This window comes from Campylobacter sp. RM9328 (genome assembly GCF_012978615.1).
In genome coordinates, this window is the sequence record NZ_LIWF01000008.1 from 85,195 (window position 1) to 106,924 (window position 21,730).

Genomic DNA, 21,730 nt, shown 5'->3' on the forward strand with positions numbered 1-21,730 from the left:
GGGAGAAAATGTAAAAAATGTTACATTTTATTCTATTAAAAGGAAGAATAATCGGTTAAGATTTCTCTTAACCGATTTTAGTTTTTATAAAAGCGCAGGTGCAACAAGGAAGCCCAAAGCAACTGATATTGCTACCATTATAGTACCTGGAACAAAGAATGAGTGGTTAAATACAAATTTACCGACTTTTGTTGTTCCTGTGTCGTCCATAGCGATAGCGCCAAGTGTTGTTGGGTAAGTTGGAAGCACGAATAAGCCTGAAACAGCTGCGAAAGAAGCAACTAAGATCCAAACGTGTTGTGCATTCTCAGGACTTGTCATACCAAGAGCAACGGCAACAGCAGGCATCATAACGCGAGTTGTTGCAGCTTGTGAGTATAGCAAGCAGCTTAGGAAGTAAAGTACCACAGCTAGGATAAATGGATACTGGACAACCACATCTTTAGCTATCTCTTTAATGCTTTCAATGTGTCCGTTAACAAATGTCGTTCCAAGCCATGCGATACCGATGATACATATACAAGCGTTCATACCGCTTTGGAATGTACTAGTTGAAAGTAATTTACCAGTTTCAACTTTACATAAAACAACGATAGCAAAACCGATAGTAAGCATAAAGCTGATGATGGCATTATCACGTGTTAAGATTGGATTTTCGATAAGACCAACACTTTTTGAGATCGCAAGCGCATAAGCAACGATAATCAAAACACCAACACCAAATATCGCAACTGATCTTTTTGCATAAGGTTTTAGCTCTTTATACTCAACATTTTTTACCTCTTCAACAAGACCTTTTGCAAGTCTTTCTTGATAGATAGGATCTTTTGAAAGATCAAGATCGTAAAATTTGTTTACAAAAAATGCAGTTACAACCATAGCAATGAAAGTTGTAGAAATACATATAAATAAAAGTATAGGATAGCTAACACCCAAAGGCTCACAAACGCCTGTCATTGCAACAAATGCTGCTGAGATAGGGCTAGCAGTAATTGCTACTTGGCTTGAAACAACAGCAAGTGCAAGTGGTGCGCTTGGTTTGATGTTTTGACCTTTTGCAACCTCAGTAATAACAGGAAGCATAGAAAACGCAGTGTGTCCGGTACCAGCAAATATAGTTAGTAAATATGTAACTATTGGTGCTAGGTAGTTGATTTGTTTTGGGTTCTTACGTAAAATTTTAGAAGCTACTTGAACCAAAAAGTCAAGACCACCCGCAACTTGCATAGCAGTAATTGCAGAGATAACAGAAGCAATAATAAGGATAACATCCATAGGGATGCCCTTCATCTCAACTTTCATACCAAGCATAGCTAGTATAATGATACCTAAACCGCCGGCATAACCGACACCCATACCACCAAGCTTAACGCCTAGGTAGATGCCTCCGAACAGGACTATAATCTGCAAAATCAGCATTATATCCATAACGAAACTCCTTTTGTTAAATTTTGTCTTTAAAAAAATTTTTTAAGAACATTTGGTTGAATTTTGACATATTCAACCAAATACTTATCTTAAATTTATTTGCCCATGCTTGGATTTAGCATATTTTTTGGCTCAAGAATCTTATCGATCTCTTCTTTAGTTAAATATCCTCTTTCTAAGCAGATATCACCTACGGCTTTGCCTGTTTGTAAAGCTTCTTTAGCAATAGATGCTGATTTTTCATAACCAATATAAGGGTTAAACGCTGTAACTATACCTACAGAGCCTAGTACTGATTTTAAGCAAGCTTCAGGATTTGCAGTAAGTTTTTTGATAGCTTTTTCAGACAATGTTTTCATTGCGTTTTCAAGGATTGTAATAGAGTTAAATAATCCATAAGCTATACCTGGCTCAAACGCATTTAGTTCAAATTCTCCTCTCTCACTGCAAAGCATTATAGTTACGTCATTACCGATAACTTCATAGCAAGCCTCGCCTACCACTTCAGCAATAACCGGATTTACTTTACCAGGCATGATTGAACTACCAGGTTGCATTTGAGGTAGATTAATCTCACCTAAACCGCATCTTGGACCTGAGTTCATTAATCTTAAATCGTTTGCGATCTTACTTAGTCTAACAGCAGCTGTTTTTAGAGCACCGCTTACATGAACAAAATCTCCTGTATCTTGTGTAGCAGCGATAAAATCTTCAGCCGGTTTAAAATCAACCCCCGTAATAGCGCTTAACTTTTTCTCAACTACGAATTTATAGTCAGGGTGGCAGTTAATGCCAGTTCCTATCGCAGTAGCACCCATGTTTAGATGAGTTAAAGTTTCGCGAGCAGCTGTGATTTTAGCGATATCGCTTTTAATATAGCTTGCAAACGCGTTAAAGGTATTACCAAGTGTTGTAGGAACAGCATCTTCAAGCTCTGTTCTACCCATTTTGATTATGTCTTTAAAGTCTTTTGCTTTTATTTCAAGCTCAGCCTTTAACCCTTCCATGGCTTTAAGAAGATCGCCAAGTTTGGCATGCGCAGCTACTTTTATTGAACTTGGATAAGCATCATTTGTGCTTTGACCAAGGTTGGTGTGATCATTTGGATGTAGGTATTGATACTCGCCTTTCTTATGACCCATTAGCTCAAGTGCAATGTTTGTGATAACCTCATTTGCGTTCATATTTGTAGATGTTCCAGCGCCACCTTGTATCATATCAACTACAAATTGGTCAAGATATTTACCTGCAATTATCTCATCGCAAGCTTTAGCTATAGCATCGGCCTTATCGGCATCCAAAACACCAACCTCTTTGTTAGCTAGTGCAGCTGCTTTTTTTATCTGAGCAAATGCTTTTACAAAAAACGGATAATCCTTAAGAGTTCTACCGCTCATATGAAAATTCTCAAGCGCTCTGAAAGTCTGCACACCGTAATAAACGCTGTCGTCTATCTCTAGCTCACCAATGAAGTCGTGTTCTTTTCTTGTTCCCATCATTTCTCCTTTAAGAAAATTGTTAGTGAAACTATATCTCTTTTTTTAATTTTTTAAATTAATTTGGATTTTATTTTTTAAACTTTCTTCAAAAATCTCATTTAATCGCACTTTTGGTTAATACTAAAAATATAATTTAAGTTAAAATTTATATATTTGATTGACAAAAAATGATATTTTTTTAAAATGTTATTTTTTTATTATTAAAATATTGCGTATTTTCTCATATTTCCACCATGCTTTTTAAGCTTAGAGCATGATTTTTTGATAATTTTTATCCAAAATAGTATTAAAAGTTTTATAAATTTTATGCAGAAATTCTAAATTTTGGCGCTTTTTATGATAATTTTCATTTTTGCCCTATCTTAGCAAATATTGTTTAAGACTTCTCTTGCAAAATTTTTAAAATTTAGCTAATTTTTAGAAAAATATTATATCCATTTACTTTTATGAGAGTAAAATGTGTTAAATTTATTCCATTATGGCCACAAATAGTAGCTTTATATAAAGATTTAAACAGAAAACTTAAGTAAAAAAATTATATATGAATATTAAAAAGAAGAGGATGGCCCGACTTTATAAAATTTGTCGGGTCGAAATTTATAATGATTTTAAGCGTCTAATCCTAAGCTCGTGCGGTATTCTTCATAACTTCCACGGAAATCAACAACTTCGCCATTACCTTTTAGGTGCAAAATTCTATTTGCAAAAGCGTCAATTAACTCTCTATCGTGACTTACACAGATAACAGAACCGCTAAAATTATAAAAAGCTTCACCAAGAGCGATGATAGCTTCAAGGTCAAGATGGTTGTTTGGCTCATCCATGATCATTAAATTTGGCTTGTGTAGCATAAGCTGAGAAAGGCGAACGCGATGTTTTTCGCCGCCACTTAGCGCGCCTACAGCCTTTTCTTGATCGGCGCCACTAAAAAGCATCCTACCAAGGCATTTGCGAATTTCATCTATGTCTTTATTTTTTGCATCCTGCAGATACTCATATAGTTTTAGATCGCCATCAATCTTATTTACCGTATCTTGCGCAAAGCATCCTAGCTCAATGGTAGCACCGATATGGACGGTTCCACTGTCTGGTGCTAGCTCACCAGTAATAATCTTGCAAAGCGTGGTTTTGCCTACGCCGTTGTGTCCTATAATAGCTACTTTATCGCCCTTTTCTAGTTTGAAATTTAAATTCTCAAAAATAACCTTATCATCAAATTTCTTTGAAATTCCACTTAGCTCGATAAGCTCATTTCCTATCTCACGATTTGCACGGAACAAAATGCTAGGATCGCGACGACTAGAGACCGCTATCTCTTGAATGTCAAGCTTTGCCAGCTGCTTTGCACGACTTGTTGCCTGACGAGCTTTTGAGGCATTTGCGGAGAAACGAGCGATAAATTTTTCAAGCTCCTCTTTCTCTTTTAGCTTTTTATCACGCTCCATCTCATGTTGTTTAGCTATCAAATTTGCAGCCATATACCATTCATCGTAATTACCGGTAAATTCGCGAATTTTCTTAAAATCAATATCAAGGATATGCGTGCAAACACGGTTTAGAAAGTGACGATCGTGGCTGATAACTACAAGCGTTCCTTCGTGGCGGTTTAACTCGTTTTCAAGCCAAGCGATAGCATCGATGTCAAGGTTATTTGTAGGCTCGTCAAGAAACAAAATATCAGGCTTTGGAAACAACACTTGTGCCAAAAGCACTTTTACTTTATCTGAGTTTTCAACCTCGCTCATAAGTTTATCAAATTCATTTAGTCCAAGCGAACTTAAAATTTTCTCGATACGCGTTTCATACTCATAAGTCGGGTCTTCTTCTGCGGAAATGATCTCAAGCTCACTCAAGCGATCATTGATCTCATCCGTAAATTCCTCGCTCATATAAAGCTTTTCTTTCTCTTTTACTGCGTCATAAAGGCGTTTGTTGCCGTAAAGCACAGCATCTTTTAACGTAAAATTTTCAAAAGCAAACTGATCTTGACCAAGAACTCCGACACGAAGTCCATTTTCAATTACTATCTCGCCGCTACTTGCTTCTATATCACCGCTTAAAATTTTTAAAAATGTCGATTTACCTGCGCCATTTGCTCCGATAAGTCCATATCTGTTTTGGCGCTTTAACACCAAATTTACATCTTCAAAAAGCAAACTGCTAGCAAAACGCTGCGTAAGTCCCTTAACTTCAAGCATATTTATCCTTAGTGAATTTTTTAAATTTTATATTTTGCCAAAATGTTGATTAAAATTTGATAACTGGCATTTTTAGACTACTTACGAAATATTTTTATATATTTTAATGTAAGTAAAATTTATTTCTTGAGCATGGTTTTTAATATACGCTTGCCTATCTCAACGCCAGGCTGATCGTATGTATTAACACCAAGCATTACTCCCACGGCTGAAGTTAAAAGCTCATAGTAAAATATCAAAAATCCGACATGTTTCTCATCAAGCCTATCAAGCTCTAAAATATCCACACTTAAACCTTCTTGTACAAGAGCCATAGCTGTTGCGTCACACTGGGCGTTTAAAAGCTTATTTAGACTAAGTCCCGCAACAAAGTCACACCCCTCAAGTCCTTTTAAACTAATGTCAGGAACAGCCACCTCGGTACTTTCACAAATTTTGATAAAAGTTACGGTTTTATCCTTGACGCCATCCATGATAAGCTGTAAAAAACTATGTTGATCACTTGAACCAATAAGCCCGATAGGAGTTCTGCCGACACGTTTGAAGCCCTTTTTCTTTCCAAGGCTTTCAGCCCAAAGCTGAACATACCAATCGTTAAATTCACGAAATCTATCGCAATAACTAAAGACAACGTTTATATGGGCATTTCTGTGAATTGCGTAGTGGTACGCCTTTGCCATTAGGCTTGTATCGTTTTTGTCTATGTAACGACTTTTGCATTCCAACGCCCCTTCTAAAAGCTCTTTTATGTCATATCCGCAAAGCGCCAAAGGAACAAGCCCAATAGCACTTAAAACACTAAACCTGCCACCTACATTTTGTGGGATATTAAACACTTTTATAGAGTTATTTTTTGCAAATTCTTCTAAATTTGTTCCAGAATCTGTTATTATCAAGAAATTTTTGCTTAAATTTTTAAGTTTAAATTCGTCCAAAATGCACTTAAATATCGTGATGGTTTCGATCGTATTGCCTGATTTTGAACTTACGATAAACAAAGTTTCTTCAAATTTTATATCATCCATGACCGCTTTGTAGCTTTGAGGGTCAACATTGTCAAGGACATACAATTGGCGTTTTTGCTTTTTTGACTTAAGCATGGATCTTATAGCTTTAACCCCAAGAGAGCTTCCTCCGATACCTACTAATACAATGTTTTTAATATAAGATAAACTTTTTTCATATACATAAATTTCATCAACCGTCTTAAGCCCCGTTGATGGCAGATGATAGTATCCTATCTCACCGTTTTTATATTCGTCATTTATGCGTGCAGCATAAGCGTCTATCGTAGTTGAATCTATTAAGTTAAATCTAAATATATTTTTTATCATTTTTTATACTCTTTTGCATAAAAGAAGTTTGTAGCCTCCATGAAGCCATCTATACTACCGCAATCAAAACGTCTACCTTTAAATTTATATGCCAAAACCATACCCTGCTTTGCCTGAGTTTTTAACGCGTCAGTTATCTGAATTTCACCGTTTTTACCAGGCTTTGTATGCTCTAAAATATCAAAAATATCAGGAGTTAATATATATCTACCAATAATTGCAAAATTTGTCGGTGCTTCGCTAGGATCCGGTTTTTCAACCATATCATCAACCATAAGCAAATCATCTTCTATAAATCTACCGCTTACCACGCCGTAACTTTTGGTTTGCTCTCTTTCAACTTCCATAACGGCAACGATAGAGCAGCGATACCGCTCATAAATTCTCATCATCTGCGATAAGACGTTTTCGCCATCTTCATTTATACAAAGATCATCTGCCAAAATCACACCAAAAGCCTCGTCACGAACCAAAGTTTTACCGGTATATATAGCATGACCAAGACCTCTCATCTCATTTTGGCGAGTAAAAGAAAAAGTGCATGAACTCATTATTTTTCTAATGTCAGTTAATAGCGGCTCTTTATTAGTGCCTGCTATTTGATGTTCTAACTCGTAGCTTATATCAAAATAATCCTCCAAAGCACGTTTTCCACGTCCCACTACAAACGCCATGTTGTCCATGCCCGCCTCAAGTGCCTCTTCTACGCCGTAATGAACAAGAGGTTTTGTGATAATAGGGAGCATCTCTTTTGGCAAGGATTTTGTCGCAGGTAAAAATCTAGTTCCGTATCCTGCCGCCGGAAATAAACAAGTTTGTAGCATTTGTGTCCTTTTAAATTTGCGTTATTTTATCACTCGATGGCTAAAAAAGCACTTTGAGGAACATTAAATTTTACTCTTTTTCCAGTAGCAAGCTCTTCGCTTTTTAGCCTATTGGAACCAACTATACACTTTAGTAAAAAATCCCCCGCCTTTATCTTAATAAGCGCCTTGTTGCCAAAATAAAGTGAAACAGAGTGCAAAATTCCCTCAAATTTAGCATCTTCTTCGTTTATGGTTATTAAATTTTGATTTATCGCGATCTTTTGTGCATCTTTTAACTCTTGTGGCAAAACCAATGAAAAATCCCCAAAATTTATAGCTCCGTCTTTTGCATCGAAAATATTTTTAAGCTCAAATTCACTAACCCTGCCGTTATGCAAAAATATATTCTCGTCGCTTATTGCGCTTAACCATTTTTCATCATGGCTGGCGATGATGAAATTTGAGCCGTGTTGCTCTTTTACATACTCTATCGCTTTACTAAAAAGCCTCGAAGTTCCCATATCCACGGCATTTGTCGGCTCATCAAGTAAATTTAACCGAGCCCGCAACGACAACAAAAGCGCAAAGGCTATGCGTTTATTTTGCCCTGAGCTAAGTTCAAAGTGAGCCTTATCTAAAAAACTCTCGTCAAGCCCGACAAGCTCAAGCACTTCAGGTACTATAGCATTAAATTTAGCTTCTTGATTTCTGCTTTTTAAAGCAAATTTAAAGTTCTCCCTTACACTTCTTTTTAGCAAGCTAGGCTCGGGGAGTAAGACTGCTATTTGTTTAAGCTCGCCAAGACTCATCTTGTTAAGCTCTTTATCCCAAATTTTTATACTTCCCTCACTTGGCTTTAAAAGCCCGGAAATACACTTTATAAGAGTGCTTTTACCACTTCCGTTAAAGCCAGAAAGTGCGGTAGTTTGACTTGTGCTTATATCTAAATTTTTTATATCAAGAGCGGTAAAATTTTTATAATCAAGCTTTAAATTTCGTATCTTTATCATCTATCAAGCCTTTTTAAAGCGTGAATAAGCAAATTGACCAAAAATGCAATACTAATTAAAACAAGTGCCAAGGCTATGCCCATATTAAACTCGCCTTTGCTTGTTTCAAGAGATATGGCGGTTGTGATAGTGCGAGTAAAGTATTTGATGTTGCCACCTATCAACATAGCAACTCCAACCTCTGCGACTATACGTCCATAAGCCGTAGCAACAACGACCATAAGCGAATAACGAAGCTCATAAAGCACGCAAAAGGCAAGTTGTGCAGGGCTTAAACGATATGAAAGTATGCTTAGATAGTGCCTTTCATCCATATTTTCAACCACACTTGAGCTTAGCGAAACGATAATAGGAAGCGCTAGAACAAACTGTCCTAACATTACAGCCTTTAAGGTAAAAAGTAGCTCAAGATCTCCTAGTGGACCGTTGCGAGTGATAAAAGCATAGATAATAAGCCCAACCGCAACCGTAGGCATGGCAAGCATTGTGTCGCTAAGTAGCTTTAAAGCCTTTGCAAACTTAAATTTATAAAAACCAAGAGCAAAACCAAGCGGGAGTCCAACCAAAAGTGCCGCTACTATCGACACACTAGAGCTTTTTAACGTGGCAAATATAGCTGAATACGTCGATTCGTCTCCGCTAAAAAGTAGCCCAAAAGCCCCCCTAATCCCTTCAAGTATAAAATCCAAAAAATAACCTTTGTGATTTAAAATATTTTATGTAAAAAATGCATATTAAATTTAACTTTTTATGCTATTATAGCATATTTTTAATACCAAATCTTAAGGAGAATTCTATGAAGAAAATACTTTTAAGTTCTATGCTTCTTGCATCTGCCATGTTTGCCGCAGACACCGACCTAACTATGGCAACCACAACAAGCACAGCAGATACGGGCTTGCTTGATGCGATAGTGCCTGTTTATAAGGCAAAAACAGGGGTTGATCTAAAATTTACTGCAGTAGGAACAGGAGCTGCTTTAAAAATGGGTCAAAACTGTGACGTTGACGTGCTTTTCGTGCACTCTCCAAAAGCTGAAAAAGAATTCGTAGAAAAGGGATACGGCGTAGAAAGAAAAGCTGTTATGTATAACGACTTTGTTTTAATCGCCGATAAATCAATCGCCGATAAATTTAAAGACAAAGATCTAAAGAGTGCGTTTGAGATGATAAAAGCTCAAAATATCAAATTCTTCTCACGTGGCGACAAATCAGGCACGGACAATAAAGAAAAAGGTATTTGGAAAAGTATACTTGGTGAAGTACCTGAAAAAGACGGCTTTTACTCACAAACAGGTCAAGGCATGATAGCTACCATTAACATCGCGGCAGAGCAAAAAGGCGTTACGTTTACAGATCGCGGAACATACATCAAATACGAAGCAAACGCCAAAGGCAACCCTGATCTAGTTATCGTAAATGAAGGAGACAAAGCGCTTAAAAACTTCTACTCAGTTATCTCTGTAAGCCCTAAACACTGTCCTAAAACAGATATAGAAAATGCAGATAAATTTGGCAACTGGATAATCAGCGAAGAGGGACAAAAATTCATAGGCGAATTTAAGCTAATGGATAAACAACTTTTCACTCCGGACGCAGCAACTAGAAAGAACTGATCTTTACAAAACAGAAATTTCTTAAATTTTACATCAAAAAGCTTTCGCCTTGAAATTTAGTTTCACTACGATCCAAATTTAAGAGGCGATCGCCTGAAATAATCAAACAACAACCCATCTTAATATCAACCATAAAATAAATTTATAAAAGATAAGCTAAAATTCTTTCTAAAAACAGAGGAAAATTTGCAAACCGTATCTAAAATTTCAACCGCCAAAACAGAGATCAAAAAATCAACTTTCATAAGCTACCTAGCGCCGATGGCAGAATTTAGAACTCTCCACGAACAGCTAAAAGACCAACATCCAAAAGCAGTACATATCGTTTGGGCTTATAGAGAACTAAATAAATACGCTCAGATAGTAGAAAACCAAAGCGATGACGGCGAGCCAAAGGGCACAAGCGGAGCACCAAGCCTTAACGCACTAAGAGGAGCCGATCTTGTTGACACATGTGTATTTATCGTAAGGTATTTTGGAGGTATCAAGCTTGGCACGGGAGGATTGGTGCGAGCATATGGCGGAGCGGTAAATTTGGCCATAAACGAAGCTGAGCTTATTGAATTTGAGATAAAGGATGAGAGTGTGTTTTTTACTCCATTTACCTTAATGAGTCGTTTTGAACACTATTTTAACGCACAAAATTTAAATGATCTAAAACGTGAATTTAATGAAACCGGAGCGATATGGTCGGTTAAATTTAACGACAAAGAGTTTAAAAATTTTTATGATTTCTCTCATGTTTTTGAACACGAAGGGGTTGAGTTTTTGGCGCTTGGACTTAACACAAAACCCTATTTTTAAGCCTTTTAGTAGTAAAATCATCAAAAAATATAAAGAACTTGAATGACAACTTGGAATAATATCTATAACCACTTTGACCCAGTAGCTTTTAGTTTATTTGGCTTTAACGTGCATTGGTATGGCATAATGTATGTTCTAGCCCTACTTGGCGCATTAGCCGCCGCAAAATACTTTGTTAAAAAAGACAAAATCCCAATCACCGACGCAATGCTTGATAATTACTTTTTTTGGGTGGAAATAGGCGTGATACTGGGCGCAAGACTTGGCTATATTGCCATTTATTCAGGTGAAGCATGGTGGTATTTTACAAACCCATGGCAAATTTTCAACCCTTTTTACAACGGTGAATTTGTAGGAATTCGCGGCATGAGCTATCATGGTGCGGTTGTGGGATTTTTACTAGCCACTTTGCTTTACTGTAAAAAATACAAACAAAATTTATGGCTTTTGCTTGATCTATGCGCCTTATCCATACCATTTGGATACTTCTTTGGGCGTGTGGGAAATTTTTTAAACCAAGAGTTGTTTGGACGAGTTAGCGATGTGCCGTGGGCGATAAATGTCCTTGGCGCACTTCGCCATCCAAGTCAACTTTACGAGGCATTTTTAGAGGGTGTTGTAATTTTTGTCATCTTGTTTTTCTATAGAAAATACAAAAAATTTCACGGAGAGCTTATCTGTATCTATGCCGTGCTTTACACTTTAGCAAGATTTATCTGCGAATTTTACCGAGAACCTGATGTCGGTATAGGCTTTGTATTTTTAAATTTTTCAATGGGGCAAATTTTATCCATATTAATGTTTAGCGCCGGAATTGGAATTTATATTTTTTTACGTAAAATTAACAATAATATTTAATAATGGTTAAAGACATATTGTAGTAGTATTACATTAAAATTTTAGATTTACCATTTAAGCTTTTTCTAAAATTAATCATTTAAAGGAGGGCTCATGAGTGAGCTGATAGAGGGTTTCTTAGGCAAGAGAGTCGATACTAAAAAGAGTCGATTGCCTGCGCTTTGGGATAGATGGCAAAGTATCACGGGTTTTATTTTAGCCTGTTTTATATTGTGCCATATGGTTTTCACTTCAACGATTTTGTTAGGTAAAGACGCATTTAACGCTGTCGTCGGTTTTGCTGAAGCGAAATTTTTGTTTGGAGAGGCAACGTGGTGGATTACGAACGTTATTGCTGCTGTTATCTTTGCAGTGTTCATTACTCACGCGTTTTTAGCCATGAGAAAATTCCCTGCGAACTATAGACAATATAAAATGTTTAGAGGACACAAAGATCGCATGAAACACGGCGATACTACGCTTTGGTGGTTTCAGTTTTTAACAGGTTTTGCTCTATTCTTCACAGCTAGTGCACACCTTGTGGACATAGTGTTTGGCGGACATATTACTGCTGAGAGTTCAGCACAAAATTTTGCTACACTAGAACTTTTCTACTTTGCACTTCTTGTATTTATGGTTGTTCATGCAGGCGTTGGAATGTATCGTTTGTATGTAAAATGGGTAAGCATAGATGGCGCGAACAGACATGAAATGCTTGAAAAAAGAAAGAAAGCAAAAGTCGTTGTTTTTGCTGTGTATGGCGCGTTAGCTGTGATCGCACTAATTGCTGACTTTGTTTGGCTAACCGTAAAGTAGGAGCAAAAAGATGAATGTAAAATATTGTGATGCATTAGTTATAGGTGGTGGTCTAGCTGGACTTAGAGCTGCTGTTGCGGCAGGAGAAAAAGGACTAAGCACTATCGTTTTAAGTCTTATTCCTGTAAAAAGAAGCCACTCGGCTGCAGCTCAAGGTGGTATGCAAGCAAGCCTTGGTAACTCAAAAATGAGCGAAGGCGACAACGAAGACGTACACTTTGCCGATACCGTAAAAGGTAGCGACTGGGGTTGTGATCAACAAGTGGCTCGTATGTTTTGTCAAACTGCACCAAAAGCTATTAGAGAGCTTGCCGCATGGGGCGTGCCTTGGACTAGAATTACAAAAGGCGAAAGAAGCGCTATTATCAACGCTCAAAAAACAACTATCGTAGAAAAACCTGAAGTTCACGGACTTATCCACTCTCGTGACTTTGGTGGTACAAAAAAATGGAGAACGTGTTATACAGCTGACGCTACAGGACATACTATGCTTTTTGCCGTAGCAAACGAAGCTTTAAAACACAATGTTGATATCCACGATCGCAAAGAGGCTATCGCATTAATCCACGAAAACAACCGCTGCTACGGAGCGATAGTTCGTGATCTAGTAACAGGCGAAATAACAGCTTATGTTTCAAAAGGAACATTGATCGCAACAGGCGGCTACGGTAGAGTTTATAAACACACTACAAATGCTGTTGTGTGTGAAGGTATCGGTGCTGCTATCGCCCTTGAAACCGGCGTAGCTCAACTTGGCAATATGGAAGCTGTTCAGTTCCACCCAACTCCAATCGTTCCAAGCGGTATACTTCTAACAGAAGGTTGTCGTGGTGACGGCGGAATTCTTCGTGACGTTGACGGCTATCGCTTTATGCCTGACTATGAGCCGGAGAAAAAAGAGCTTGCAAGCCGTGACGTTGTAAGTCGTCGTATCATGGAACACATCAGAAACGGCAAAGGCGTAAAAAGCCCTTACGGCGAGCATGTTTGGCTAGACATATCTATCCTTGGACGCGAACATATCGAGAAAAACTTACGTGACGTTCAAGAAATTTGCCAAATTTTTAACGGTATAGATCCAGCAGATGAGGGTCCAAAAGGTTGGGCGCCAATCCTTCCTATGCAACACTACTCAATGGGTGGTATTAAAACAAAACCAACAGGCGAGAGTCCAACTTTAGCAGGTTTATTTAGTGCTGGTGAAGCGGCTTGCTGGGATATGCACGGCTTTAACAGACTTGGCGGCAACTCAGTTTCTGAAACAGTTGTTGCTGGTATGATTGTAGGTGATTATTTTGCCGACTACTGCGCTTCTCATGAGATCGAGATAAAAACTGAAAATATACAAAAATTTGTTAACAAAGAGCTTGATTATATGAACGAGCTTGTTAATAAAGATGGTAAATTTAATATATTTGAAATCAAAAATCGCATGAAAGACATCATGTGGGAACACGTAGCTATCTTTAGAACAGGCGAGGGGCTTGAAAAAGCCGTTAAAGAGCTTGAAGAACTATATAAACAATCACTTGATGTTAAAGTTACAAACAAAACTTTATTTGGCAACCCTGAGCTTGAAGAAGCTTACCGTGTACCAAAAATGTTAAAACTAGCACTTTGTATAGCTTACGGCGCTCTTCTTAGAACTGAAAGCCGCGGAGCACACTACAGAGAAGACTATACAAAACGCGACGACCTAAACTGGCTAAATAGAACTCTAACAAGCTGGAAAGAAGGCGATACAATGCCAACAGTAGCTTACGAGCCACTTGATATCATGAAGATGGAAATTCCACCGGCATTTAGAGGATATGGTGCAAAAGGTAACATTATAGAGCACCCAGACAGCGCAGTTCGCCAAGCGCAAGTTGATGAAATTCGCGCAAAAATGGAAGCTGAAGGCAAAGGCAGATACGAGATACAAAATACACTTATGCCTTATGAGCTTCAAGAAAAATACAAAGCACCAAACGAAAGAGCAGGTATAGGATATGAGTAGAAAAATAACTATTAGAGCGTTTAAATATAACCCGCTCTCTAAAATTTCAAAACCGCATTTTGCAAGTTATGAGCTTGAAGAGACTCCAGGTATGTCATTATTTATCGCGTTAAACGTAATACGCGAAAAATTTGATCCGGATCTAAGCTTTGACTTCGTTTGCCGTGCGGGTATTTGCGGAAGTTGCGGTATGCTAGTGAACGGCACACCAAAACTTGCATGTAGAACACTTACAAAAGACTACGAAAGTGGTGTTATCGAACTTATGCCACTTCCTGTGTTTAAGCTATTAAAAGACTTAAGTGTAGATACCGGCAACTGGATGAATGCGATGAGTAAACGCGTTGAGAGCTGGATACACACAGATCATGAGCCACAAATCGCTAAACTTGAAGAAAAAGTCGAGCCTGAAGTGGCACAAGAAGTTTTTGAGCTTGATCGTTGTATAGAGTGTGGTATATGTGTAGCAGCATGTGGCACAGCTATCATGAGACCAGACTTCATCGGTGCAGTTGGTCTTAACCGTGTTGCAAGATTTAAAATCGACGCACTTGATAAAAGAACAGATGAGGACTTTTATGAGCTTATCGGTGATGATGACGGAGTGTTTGGTTGCATGAGTTTACTTGGCTGTGAAGATAACTGCCCTAAACACCTACCACTTCAAAGCCGTATAGCATATATGCGTAGAAAAATGGCGGTTCAAAAGTAACTCATCCTTTTATCTTCTTCTTATGGAGTTTGAACTATGTTTCAAACTCCTTCTTCTTGTAAATTTTTATATCTTTTATCTAAAATTTAAACGGTTTCAAGTAAGCGATCATCATTTATTTTTCTGCTGTTTTGTTTATTGCTTTACAGATCTTATTTAAAAATATTATTAGTAAAGACCATTTTAATAACACAATAAAAAGGCTCAATTTAACTTAAGAGAATTTCTACTTAGTTTTGCTCGTATCTTTGCAAGAACTCTTATCGGTTTTGATAAAATTTCTACCTCATCTCATTTGTAGTTGCAAGTAGAAGATAAAAACTTTCCTTATTATTGCATTTAAGCTCATACTCTTTTAAATGTGTGATAAAACTATCTCTTTTTATCCACTTCTTAAAGAGAGTGCAAACACAAGAAATTTAGTTAAGCAATGCTTAATTCTATAATGAACTTTAGTACTATAATCCATAAGTACATCATATACTCTCCAACCATTAGAGCAAATCACACTCTTGTCAAATTTGCTAAAAGTCTTTAAATAAATAACAGTTCTTTACTAGAATAATTATTTACTACCTATGTATATACTTTACCATCTCGCTTTAACACTATTTCTGTTTACGGCTACGAGCTAGCAAAATAAAAACACCGGTTGTTTTACTGGCTTAACACCCAATGTTTACCATACCATTCTTTTAGTTTTGAAAAAGCTCTCACTTATCTATATTTACCGCTAAATTTAACTAGATACTTTTTAGCATTTGTTTGCCGTTAAAATTCTTATTTGTTTAAAATATCTACATAAGCTTACTTTTGGATTTATATTATTTATGATATTTTACCTGTCTTTATATTTATGCAAATATATTTCAATTTTCTCTAAATTTAGCCTCTAAAATTCCACGAGGTATTTATGCTTATTTTTAACTTCACTGTATTAGTTGCTTTTAGAGAACATAAGTTAAATTGAGCCTATAAATTTTAGATGCTAATATCAATATTCGCAGTCTAAAAATTTAAAAAATACATATACTAAGAATGCAATTTTACTCTATATGGACAAAAATAAACTAAGCGTGTATTGTGGTTTTGATTAAACTAATTTTATAATATACTTCAAGGCAAGATCAAATAAAAATTTAAAATTATTTATAAAAATTAATTAAGAAGAAAAAGACGGGGATAGCCCCGCCTTGAGTATTTTAGTTTAGGATATTAAATTTATAAGATAATTGTAGCCAAAACTCTTTGTCGCCAAAGTCATGTGCTTTATTACCTAATACATTAGTTGCTTTTCTATCAAGATCTGTGTATGTTACACTTGCTTGAAGACCTTTAACCGATGGAATATCATACGAAGCTTGAATAGCCCAACCATCTATCTCTGCAGCCTCACCAGCTGTTTTGCCAAAAGCATTTCCGCCATGAGTATTTTTAGATAGTCTATCTTGCTCACCTGTTACATAGTGTAAAGCTGTTTTTAGACCTTTGACACCAATAGTACTAAAGTCATAGTTTAGTATAAACTTATGAGTGTCCATACCTGCAAAACCTGTGTATACAAATGGTCCACGAATAGGCATAGCAGTGTATGAACCAGGTCCGTTGCCTACGCCAAGGATTACCGCGTCATCATCACTAACTGTTGTATATGCATATGACGCACCAAATCCGTAAAAATCAGAAACGCCAACACGCACACCTAGCATATCACCATCTAAATTTACATTTGCAGCATCTAGTGAACCATCAGCACGTGAGCCCTTCCATTGTAGGTCGAATTTTAATTTTAGTAAGTCAGCTACCGGCAATACATAATTAGCTTCTGCTAAATATAAATCGATATCGCCATTTTTAGCAACCGTTGTAGGATATAATTCAACATCAGTAACAGCTGCATATGCGCCAGTTAAAGTTAGACCAGGAAGAGATTTATTTACAATAGATGCGCTGTAAATATCATCAAATTTTACAGTGTTTGGACCTGTTAGGTTGCCTAGTATAACGCGATCTTTAAATACTGGAGCGCGTCCCGTGGTGTCATTTGCATGAGTTTTACCAGCGTCTATTTTACTACCCATAGCAACACTACTTCTGCCTTGGAATTTATAAAACCAGCCAGCCCATAAAGATGTATCAGGGATGTCTTTGTTTGTGATAGTCACACCCTCAAATGCCTCTTTGAAAGCACGAGTGTAGTTGCCAGCAACTAGTGGAGTAACTACGTATTGGCGACCTGCTTTGATGTCGGTTTTGCCAACAGCATAGCCTAAATATGCCTCAGAAAGTACAAAGCCATTAGCCCACCACTCTTTGTTATACATTGATTTAGATTTATTTTCTACATGAAAAGGTGATCCCCAGCCTTGACCTGTAAGACCGATTCTAAATCCATAAAGTGAATCTGTAACATAACCAAGCTCAACACCAACACCAAAGATGTTTTCATTGTTTTGATCAGCAGTGCCTTCTTTTTCAGTATGGTCAGCATAAGTAGCTTTAAGTGTAGCAGAAAGTTTGCCGTTGCTTAGAGCTTCGGCAAGATTGTCAGCAGCATTTGCACTAGCTAAACAGCCAAGAGCTACAGCAGCAACCAAACTAAGTTTGCCTAGTTTCATATCGAACTCCTATTTTGATAATTTAAAAAAATCTAATATTAAAAATCTAATATTAAAAATTTTTATCTTTGCATTATAACATAGGAATTTTTATTTTTTACATAAATTTAGAAAAATGGTTACATTTTGGTAAACGTTGTGTATTTTTGCATATTTTTAAGTTAAATTATACTAAAATCGCCACAAATTTTAACACCAAGAGTGAGAAATGTGTGAGTTTTTAGAGCAATTTTGGAAGCATAAATTATTTTTAGATAAAGAAAAAGTCATCATTGCAGATGAGAGAATTTTAGCAGTTTTAGTGTGTGCCGATGAAGAGAATTTTGATAGATTTATCGCGCTTAGCGAATTTAGACAGATACTGCATTCGCTAGGCTTAAGAGCCGATGTTTTTAGTATACAAAGCGCACAAATAGGCATAATAAACGCGCTTAAAAATGCAAAAATATCAAAACAAAAACTGCTAAAAAATATAAAGCTTATTAAAGATGAAAATATAATCAGCAATGAAAAATTTATTAAATTAGAAAATTTTATAAATAATTTATCACAAGAGCTAAATTTTAACCATCAAACAAGCGAAAGTAAGCATGACTTTTTTCATGATAAGATAGAAAAATTAAATGAAATTTCAAAGATTATCACTGATCTTGATAAAGATGGTTTTTTTACCCAAAGAGCTCAAAACGCAACACAAAAGATCAAAGAACTAAAATTTAATGTCGCACTCACGGGAGTGATAAATTCCGGCAAATCAAGCTTACTAAATGCACTTTTAGGCGAAAAACTCCTAGGCACCTCAAATGTGCCTGAAACAGTAAATTTAACCATATTAAAACACGCCAAAGAACCTTATGCAAACGTAAATTTCTGGAACGAAGAAGAGCTAAAACAACTTGAGATCACGCCTGATAATGAGCATTTAAATTTAGTTGGTAGCAGTAAAAAAATAAAAAAAGAGGAGCTAAAGAACTACACTTCGGCAAAAACTAAAATTTCACAAACCGTAAAAAGCGTCGAACTGTATGAAAACTTGGAGCTTTTACGAGATAACATCTGCATAATCGACACTCCCGGCATCGATGATGCGGTGTTTTTAAGAGAAGAGCTTGTTAGGAGATTTATGAGCGAATGCGATTTGATGGTTCACCTTATGAACGCCTCGCAAAGCACGACTCAAAAAGATGTAGAATTTATAAAAAATTCACTAAAAAACTCACATATCGTGTGCCTTGTAGTGGTGCTAACTCACGCTGATCTGCTAAGCCAAAAAGAGCTAAGCGAAGTTATAGAATACACGAAAAAAAGCATGGAAAAAGAGGGCTTAAGGGATGTGGAATTTTTTAGTGTAAGCTCAAAAAGATACTTTGAAGGCAAGGATGATAGCGGCGTAAGTGAATTTAAAGAGTATCTTTACGAAACATTTTTTGGAGAAGACAACGACAAATCAAAACTAAGCATAAACGCCTACAAGATGGAACTTGGCGCTGTTGCAGACGAGTTCTTAAGACAGTGCAAAACCCAACTTTTAACTCTAAACGGCTCAAATTTAGAATTAAACAAAAATTTAAATGACATCAAAGAGCAAAAACTTGCCTTGCAAAACGAGATAAAAAATATCAACGAAACAGTTAAATTTGAACTTGACAAGATAGACGTAGACAGCTTAAATTCACAGTTTCTGCTCACTCTTAAAGGACTTGCAAACACCATCAAAGACAAAGTGATAAACGAAAATGCATACCAAAAAAGACAAGGCAAGAGCGACGAAAAGCGCATAAATTATATCGTTCAAAGTGCGTTAAATGATGGAATTTTAAATGCCGCAAGACTTAGTAGAAACGAAATTTTAAGACAGATAACATCTTGCACCGATACTTTAAATTTAAATTTTAACGACTTGAATATAAAAGTGGATAGTAAAATTTTTAACATCGGAGAATATCTTAGCAAGCAAAATATCGTTTTTGACTACGTAAAAATTTGCACCGATATATCAAAAAGCCTAAAACAAAAGGATCAAAGCGACGTTTTGAGTGCGCTTGATGAGTTCTTAAAAGATAAAAACATAATAAATTTTGCAAAAAATTTAGCCATATTTGAGAGAGAAAAATTTCAAGCCCAACTTGATGAAAATTTAAAGACAAAACAAGAAAAACTATCACAAAATGAAAAAATCCTAAGTCTTGAGCTTAAAAATTTAAATAAAACAAGCGAAGAATTTAATGAAAAACTAAACCAAACAATAAAGCTTGAAGCCGAACTTGAGGGGATTATGAAGAGGTTGAAAGATGCTTAAAAACTTTATAAATTCATATAAAAGTGCATACTTTAAAATTTTTAGTGATGATTTTTACGGGGATTTTAAACGCTTCGAACAAGCGCTTTTGGAGCCTAAATTTCACCCAAGTGCCGAGCTTAAAAACGAACTAGGGAAACTTGATCTGTTTTTATGCGAGCCTGCACAAGTTGCTATCGTCGGTCAATTTTCAAGCGGTAAGTCAACATTTTTAAATGCCCTACTTGGTCAAAATGTCTTGCCAACAGGCGTTACGCCGGTAACCGCTCGCCTTACACACATTAAATACGGAGAAAATTTTTCGCTTAGGGTTGATTATAAAAACGGCAAAGAGCTAAATTTAAACATATCAGAGATAGAGAAATTTGTCGACCAACGCGTATTTAACGACGATGTAAAGGATCTTTGCATATATGCCCCGCTTGAGATCTTAAAACGTGTAAATTTTATAGACACCCCTGGCCTAAACTCGCTTTCGAGTTCAGACACAAATATCACCAAGGAGGTTTTAAGTGATGTTTGTGGGGTTGTGTGGCTAAGTCTTATCGAAAATGCCGCAAGAGCAAGTGAGCTAAGCCAAATAAATGAGCTGGTAAAAAGCGAAGAAAAAAGCGCGATATGCGTGCTTAACCAAAAAGATAAGCTAACCAAAGCCGAGCTTGATAATGTCATGACGCATGCAAAGGTAACATTTGACGGTATTTTTAAAGAAATAATACCGATATCTGCAAAACAGGCAAATTTAGCACGTGAAAACGGCGATGAGGCTCTGGCAAATAGCTCAAATTTCAAGACTGTTTTAGAGGCGATAGAAAATACCTTTGCAAATGAAGAGATAAAGCAAAATTTTGTCCTTAAAAAGTGCAAAAACATCTCGCAAGAGTTGATAAGCGAACATGAGTATTTCATGCAAGTTTATGAAAAAGGGATGAAAATTCTTAGCGATTTTGATGAAAATTTAGAAAAAAACCTGGCTCTTGTAAAGCAAAATTTCTCCCCTAAAATCGAGATAGCATTTAACGAGATCAAGCAAATCGCAAAAGTCATAGCAGACGAGATAGTCTCAAGCATGAAGCCAAAGAAAATGAGGCGATTTGAGCACAAAAAGACGCTATTAAAAGGCAAAAAGATCGATCAAATCGAATACGAAATAATGAGTTTTGACAATGATGAAATTTTTTCAAAGCTGATCTATAACGATGTTAAACTAGCAAAATTTTTTAGAATTTACAGACAAAATTTAAAGAATTTACAAGATGAGCTTTGCACGGCCTTAAGTGAAATTTATGAAAATTTAGAAAGTGAATTTTTAATATACAAAAGCGAATTTGAAGGTGTCAGAAAAGAGAGTGCGGTGCATTCTGATATCGAATTTGCCACGATACGAGCTTATGCAGGAAGAATTTACGAGCTTGTGCTTAGGGATTTTGAAGCGATAAAATTTGCCAAGATCCAAACACTTTTACTATTTTTTGAAAAATTAAATTTAAAAATCATAACAAACTACGAGAATGCAATAAAAATCGCAGTTCACTTCATCAAAGAAAAGATCGAAAATTCCATTGTTTCACACGAAAAAGATCCGATAAATTTCTCCGTTTACATACCAAGTGCAAATGAAATTTACGAAAGAGTTTTGATCTCGTTAAATTTATATGAATTTGAAAATGAAATGCTATCAAACGCTTCATTTTTAAATAAAATTTTATCAAACATGAGAAAAGAATTTAAAGAGACGAAAGAGGCCAAAGAAGC

The 21,730-nt window shown here is 36.4% G+C and carries 16 protein-coding genes; 8 read left to right on the forward strand and 8 right to left on the reverse strand.

Annotated elements, in window-relative coordinates; genetic code table 11:
- Window positions 1–84: 84 nt before the first annotated feature.
- The 7 genes from CCAL9328_RS06845 to tupB form a co-directional block, all read right to left on the reverse strand.
- Window positions 85–1,428, reverse strand: coding sequence for an anaerobic C4-dicarboxylate transporter (locus tag CCAL9328_RS06845; RefSeq protein ID WP_169937697.1), 1,344 nt, complete (start codon window positions 1,426–1,428; stop codon window positions 85–87).
- 95 nt (window positions 1,429–1,523) lie between these two features.
- Window positions 1,524–2,924, reverse strand: a complete 1,401-nt coding sequence (locus tag CCAL9328_RS06850; protein ID WP_170000306.1) for an aspartate ammonia-lyase — start codon at window positions 2,922–2,924, stop codon at window positions 1,524–1,526.
- 611 nt (window positions 2,925–3,535) lie between these two features.
- On the reverse strand, window positions 3,536–5,125 hold the full coding sequence (locus CCAL9328_RS06855; RefSeq protein WP_170000307.1) for an ABC-F family ATP-binding cassette domain-containing protein: 1,590 nt from the start codon (window positions 5,123–5,125) through the stop codon (window positions 3,536–3,538).
- A 119-nt stretch (window positions 5,126–5,244) separates the two neighbouring features.
- Window positions 5,245–6,459 carry a glucose-6-phosphate isomerase gene (locus tag CCAL9328_RS06860; RefSeq protein ID WP_170000308.1) on the reverse strand — a complete coding sequence of 405 codons (1,215 nt, stop codon included), beginning with the start codon at window positions 6,457–6,459 and terminating at the stop codon, window positions 5,245–5,247.
- Entirely contained in the window at window positions 6,456–7,283 is an 828-nt protein-coding gene (gene galU / locus CCAL9328_RS06865) for a UTP--glucose-1-phosphate uridylyltransferase GalU (RefSeq protein ID WP_170000309.1), read from the reverse strand. Before galU ends, CCAL9328_RS06860 begins: the two co-directional genes overlap by 4 nt.
- Before the next feature lie 29 nt (window positions 7,284–7,312).
- Window positions 7,313–8,275: a tungstate ABC transporter ATP-binding protein TupC gene (gene tupC / locus CCAL9328_RS06870; RefSeq protein ID WP_170000310.1), complete on the reverse strand. Its 963-nt coding sequence runs from the start codon at window positions 8,273–8,275 to the stop codon at window positions 7,313–7,315.
- Complete coding sequence (tupB, locus tag CCAL9328_RS06875) at window positions 8,272–8,964, reverse strand: tungstate ABC transporter permease TupB (RefSeq protein ID WP_169937685.1); 693 nt, start codon at window positions 8,962–8,964, stop codon at window positions 8,272–8,274. Before tupB ends, tupC begins: the two co-directional genes overlap by 4 nt.
- 107 nt (window positions 8,965–9,071) lie before the next feature.
- Here tupB and tupA point away from each other — a divergent pair, with 107 nt between their 5' ends.
- From tupA to CCAL9328_RS06905, 6 genes are all read left to right on the forward strand, one after another.
- Complete coding sequence (tupA, locus tag CCAL9328_RS06880; RefSeq protein ID WP_169937683.1) at window positions 9,072–9,890, forward strand: tungstate ABC transporter substrate-binding protein TupA; 819 nt, start codon at window positions 9,072–9,074, stop codon at window positions 9,888–9,890.
- 186 nt (window positions 9,891–10,076) lie between these two features.
- Entirely contained in the window at window positions 10,077–10,694 is a 618-nt protein-coding gene (locus CCAL9328_RS06885; protein WP_169937681.1) for an IMPACT family protein, read from the forward strand.
- A 42-nt stretch (window positions 10,695–10,736) separates the two neighbouring features.
- Window positions 10,737–11,552, forward strand: coding sequence for a prolipoprotein diacylglyceryl transferase (gene lgt / locus CCAL9328_RS06890; protein ID WP_169937679.1), 816 nt, complete (start codon window positions 10,737–10,739; stop codon window positions 11,550–11,552).
- A gap of 93 nt (window positions 11,553–11,645) precedes the next feature.
- Window positions 11,646–12,347: a fumarate reductase cytochrome b subunit gene (locus tag CCAL9328_RS06895; RefSeq protein ID WP_169937677.1), complete on the forward strand. Its 702-nt coding sequence runs from the start codon at window positions 11,646–11,648 to the stop codon at window positions 12,345–12,347.
- A 10-nt stretch (window positions 12,348–12,357) separates the two neighbouring features.
- Window positions 12,358–14,346 (forward strand): fumarate reductase flavoprotein subunit, encoded by a 1,989-nt coding sequence (locus CCAL9328_RS06900; RefSeq protein ID WP_170000311.1) that lies wholly within the window; start codon window positions 12,358–12,360, stop codon window positions 14,344–14,346.
- Window positions 14,339–15,058 (forward strand): fumarate reductase iron-sulfur subunit, encoded by a 720-nt coding sequence (locus CCAL9328_RS06905; protein ID WP_169937673.1) that lies wholly within the window; start codon window positions 14,339–14,341, stop codon window positions 15,056–15,058. The genes CCAL9328_RS06900 and CCAL9328_RS06905 overlap by 8 nt, the downstream gene beginning before the upstream one ends.
- 1,202 nt (window positions 15,059–16,260) lie before the next feature.
- Here CCAL9328_RS06905 and CCAL9328_RS06910 read toward each other — a convergent pair.
- Window positions 16,261–17,676: an OprD family outer membrane porin gene (locus CCAL9328_RS06910; RefSeq protein ID WP_170000312.1), complete on the reverse strand. Its 1,416-nt coding sequence runs from the start codon at window positions 17,674–17,676 to the stop codon at window positions 16,261–16,263.
- A 208-nt stretch (window positions 17,677–17,884) separates the two neighbouring features.
- Between CCAL9328_RS06910 and CCAL9328_RS06915 the strand changes: the two genes are divergently transcribed.
- Complete coding sequence (locus CCAL9328_RS06915; RefSeq protein WP_170000313.1) at window positions 17,885–19,975, forward strand: dynamin family protein; 2,091 nt, start codon at window positions 17,885–17,887, stop codon at window positions 19,973–19,975.
- On the forward strand, window positions 19,968–21,730 hold a 1,763-nt coding region (locus tag CCAL9328_RS06920), incomplete at its 3' end, for a dynamin family protein (RefSeq protein ID WP_170000314.1). The genes CCAL9328_RS06915 and CCAL9328_RS06920, both read left to right, overlap by 8 nt.

Coding starts and splice junctions, on each gene's coding strand:
- CCAL9328_RS06845 (WP_169937697.1), bottom strand. CDS start 1,428: ATGGATATAATGCTGATTTTGCAGATTATAGTCCTGTTCGGAGGCATC.
- CCAL9328_RS06850 (WP_170000306.1), bottom strand. CDS start 2,924: ATGGGAACAAGAAAAGAACACGACTTCATTGGTGAGCTAGAGATAGAC.
- CCAL9328_RS06855 (WP_170000307.1), bottom strand. CDS start 5,125: ATGCTTGAAGTTAAGGGACTTACGCAGCGTTTTGCTAGCAGTTTGCTT.
- CCAL9328_RS06860 (WP_170000308.1), bottom strand. CDS start 6,459: ATGATAAAAAATATATTTAGATTTAACTTAATAGATTCAACTACGATA.
- galU (WP_170000309.1), bottom strand. CDS start 7,283: ATGCTACAAACTTGTTTATTTCCGGCGGCAGGATACGGAACTAGATTT.
- tupC (WP_170000310.1), bottom strand. CDS start 8,275: ATGATAAAGATACGAAATTTAAAGCTTGATTATAAAAATTTTACCGCT.
- tupA (WP_169937683.1), top strand. CDS start 9,072: ATGAAGAAAATACTTTTAAGTTCTATGCTTCTTGCATCTGCCATGTTT.
- lgt (WP_169937679.1), top strand. CDS start 10,737: ATGACAACTTGGAATAATATCTATAACCACTTTGACCCAGTAGCTTTT.
- CCAL9328_RS06895 (WP_169937677.1), top strand. CDS start 11,646: ATGAGTGAGCTGATAGAGGGTTTCTTAGGCAAGAGAGTCGATACTAAA.
- CCAL9328_RS06900 (WP_170000311.1), top strand. CDS start 12,358: ATGAATGTAAAATATTGTGATGCATTAGTTATAGGTGGTGGTCTAGCT.
- CCAL9328_RS06905 (WP_169937673.1), top strand. CDS start 14,339: ATGAGTAGAAAAATAACTATTAGAGCGTTTAAATATAACCCGCTCTCT.
- CCAL9328_RS06910 (WP_170000312.1), bottom strand. CDS start 17,676: ATGAAACTAGGCAAACTTAGTTTGGTTGCTGCTGTAGCTCTTGGCTGT.
- CCAL9328_RS06915 (WP_170000313.1), top strand. CDS start 17,885: ATGTGTGAGTTTTTAGAGCAATTTTGGAAGCATAAATTATTTTTAGAT.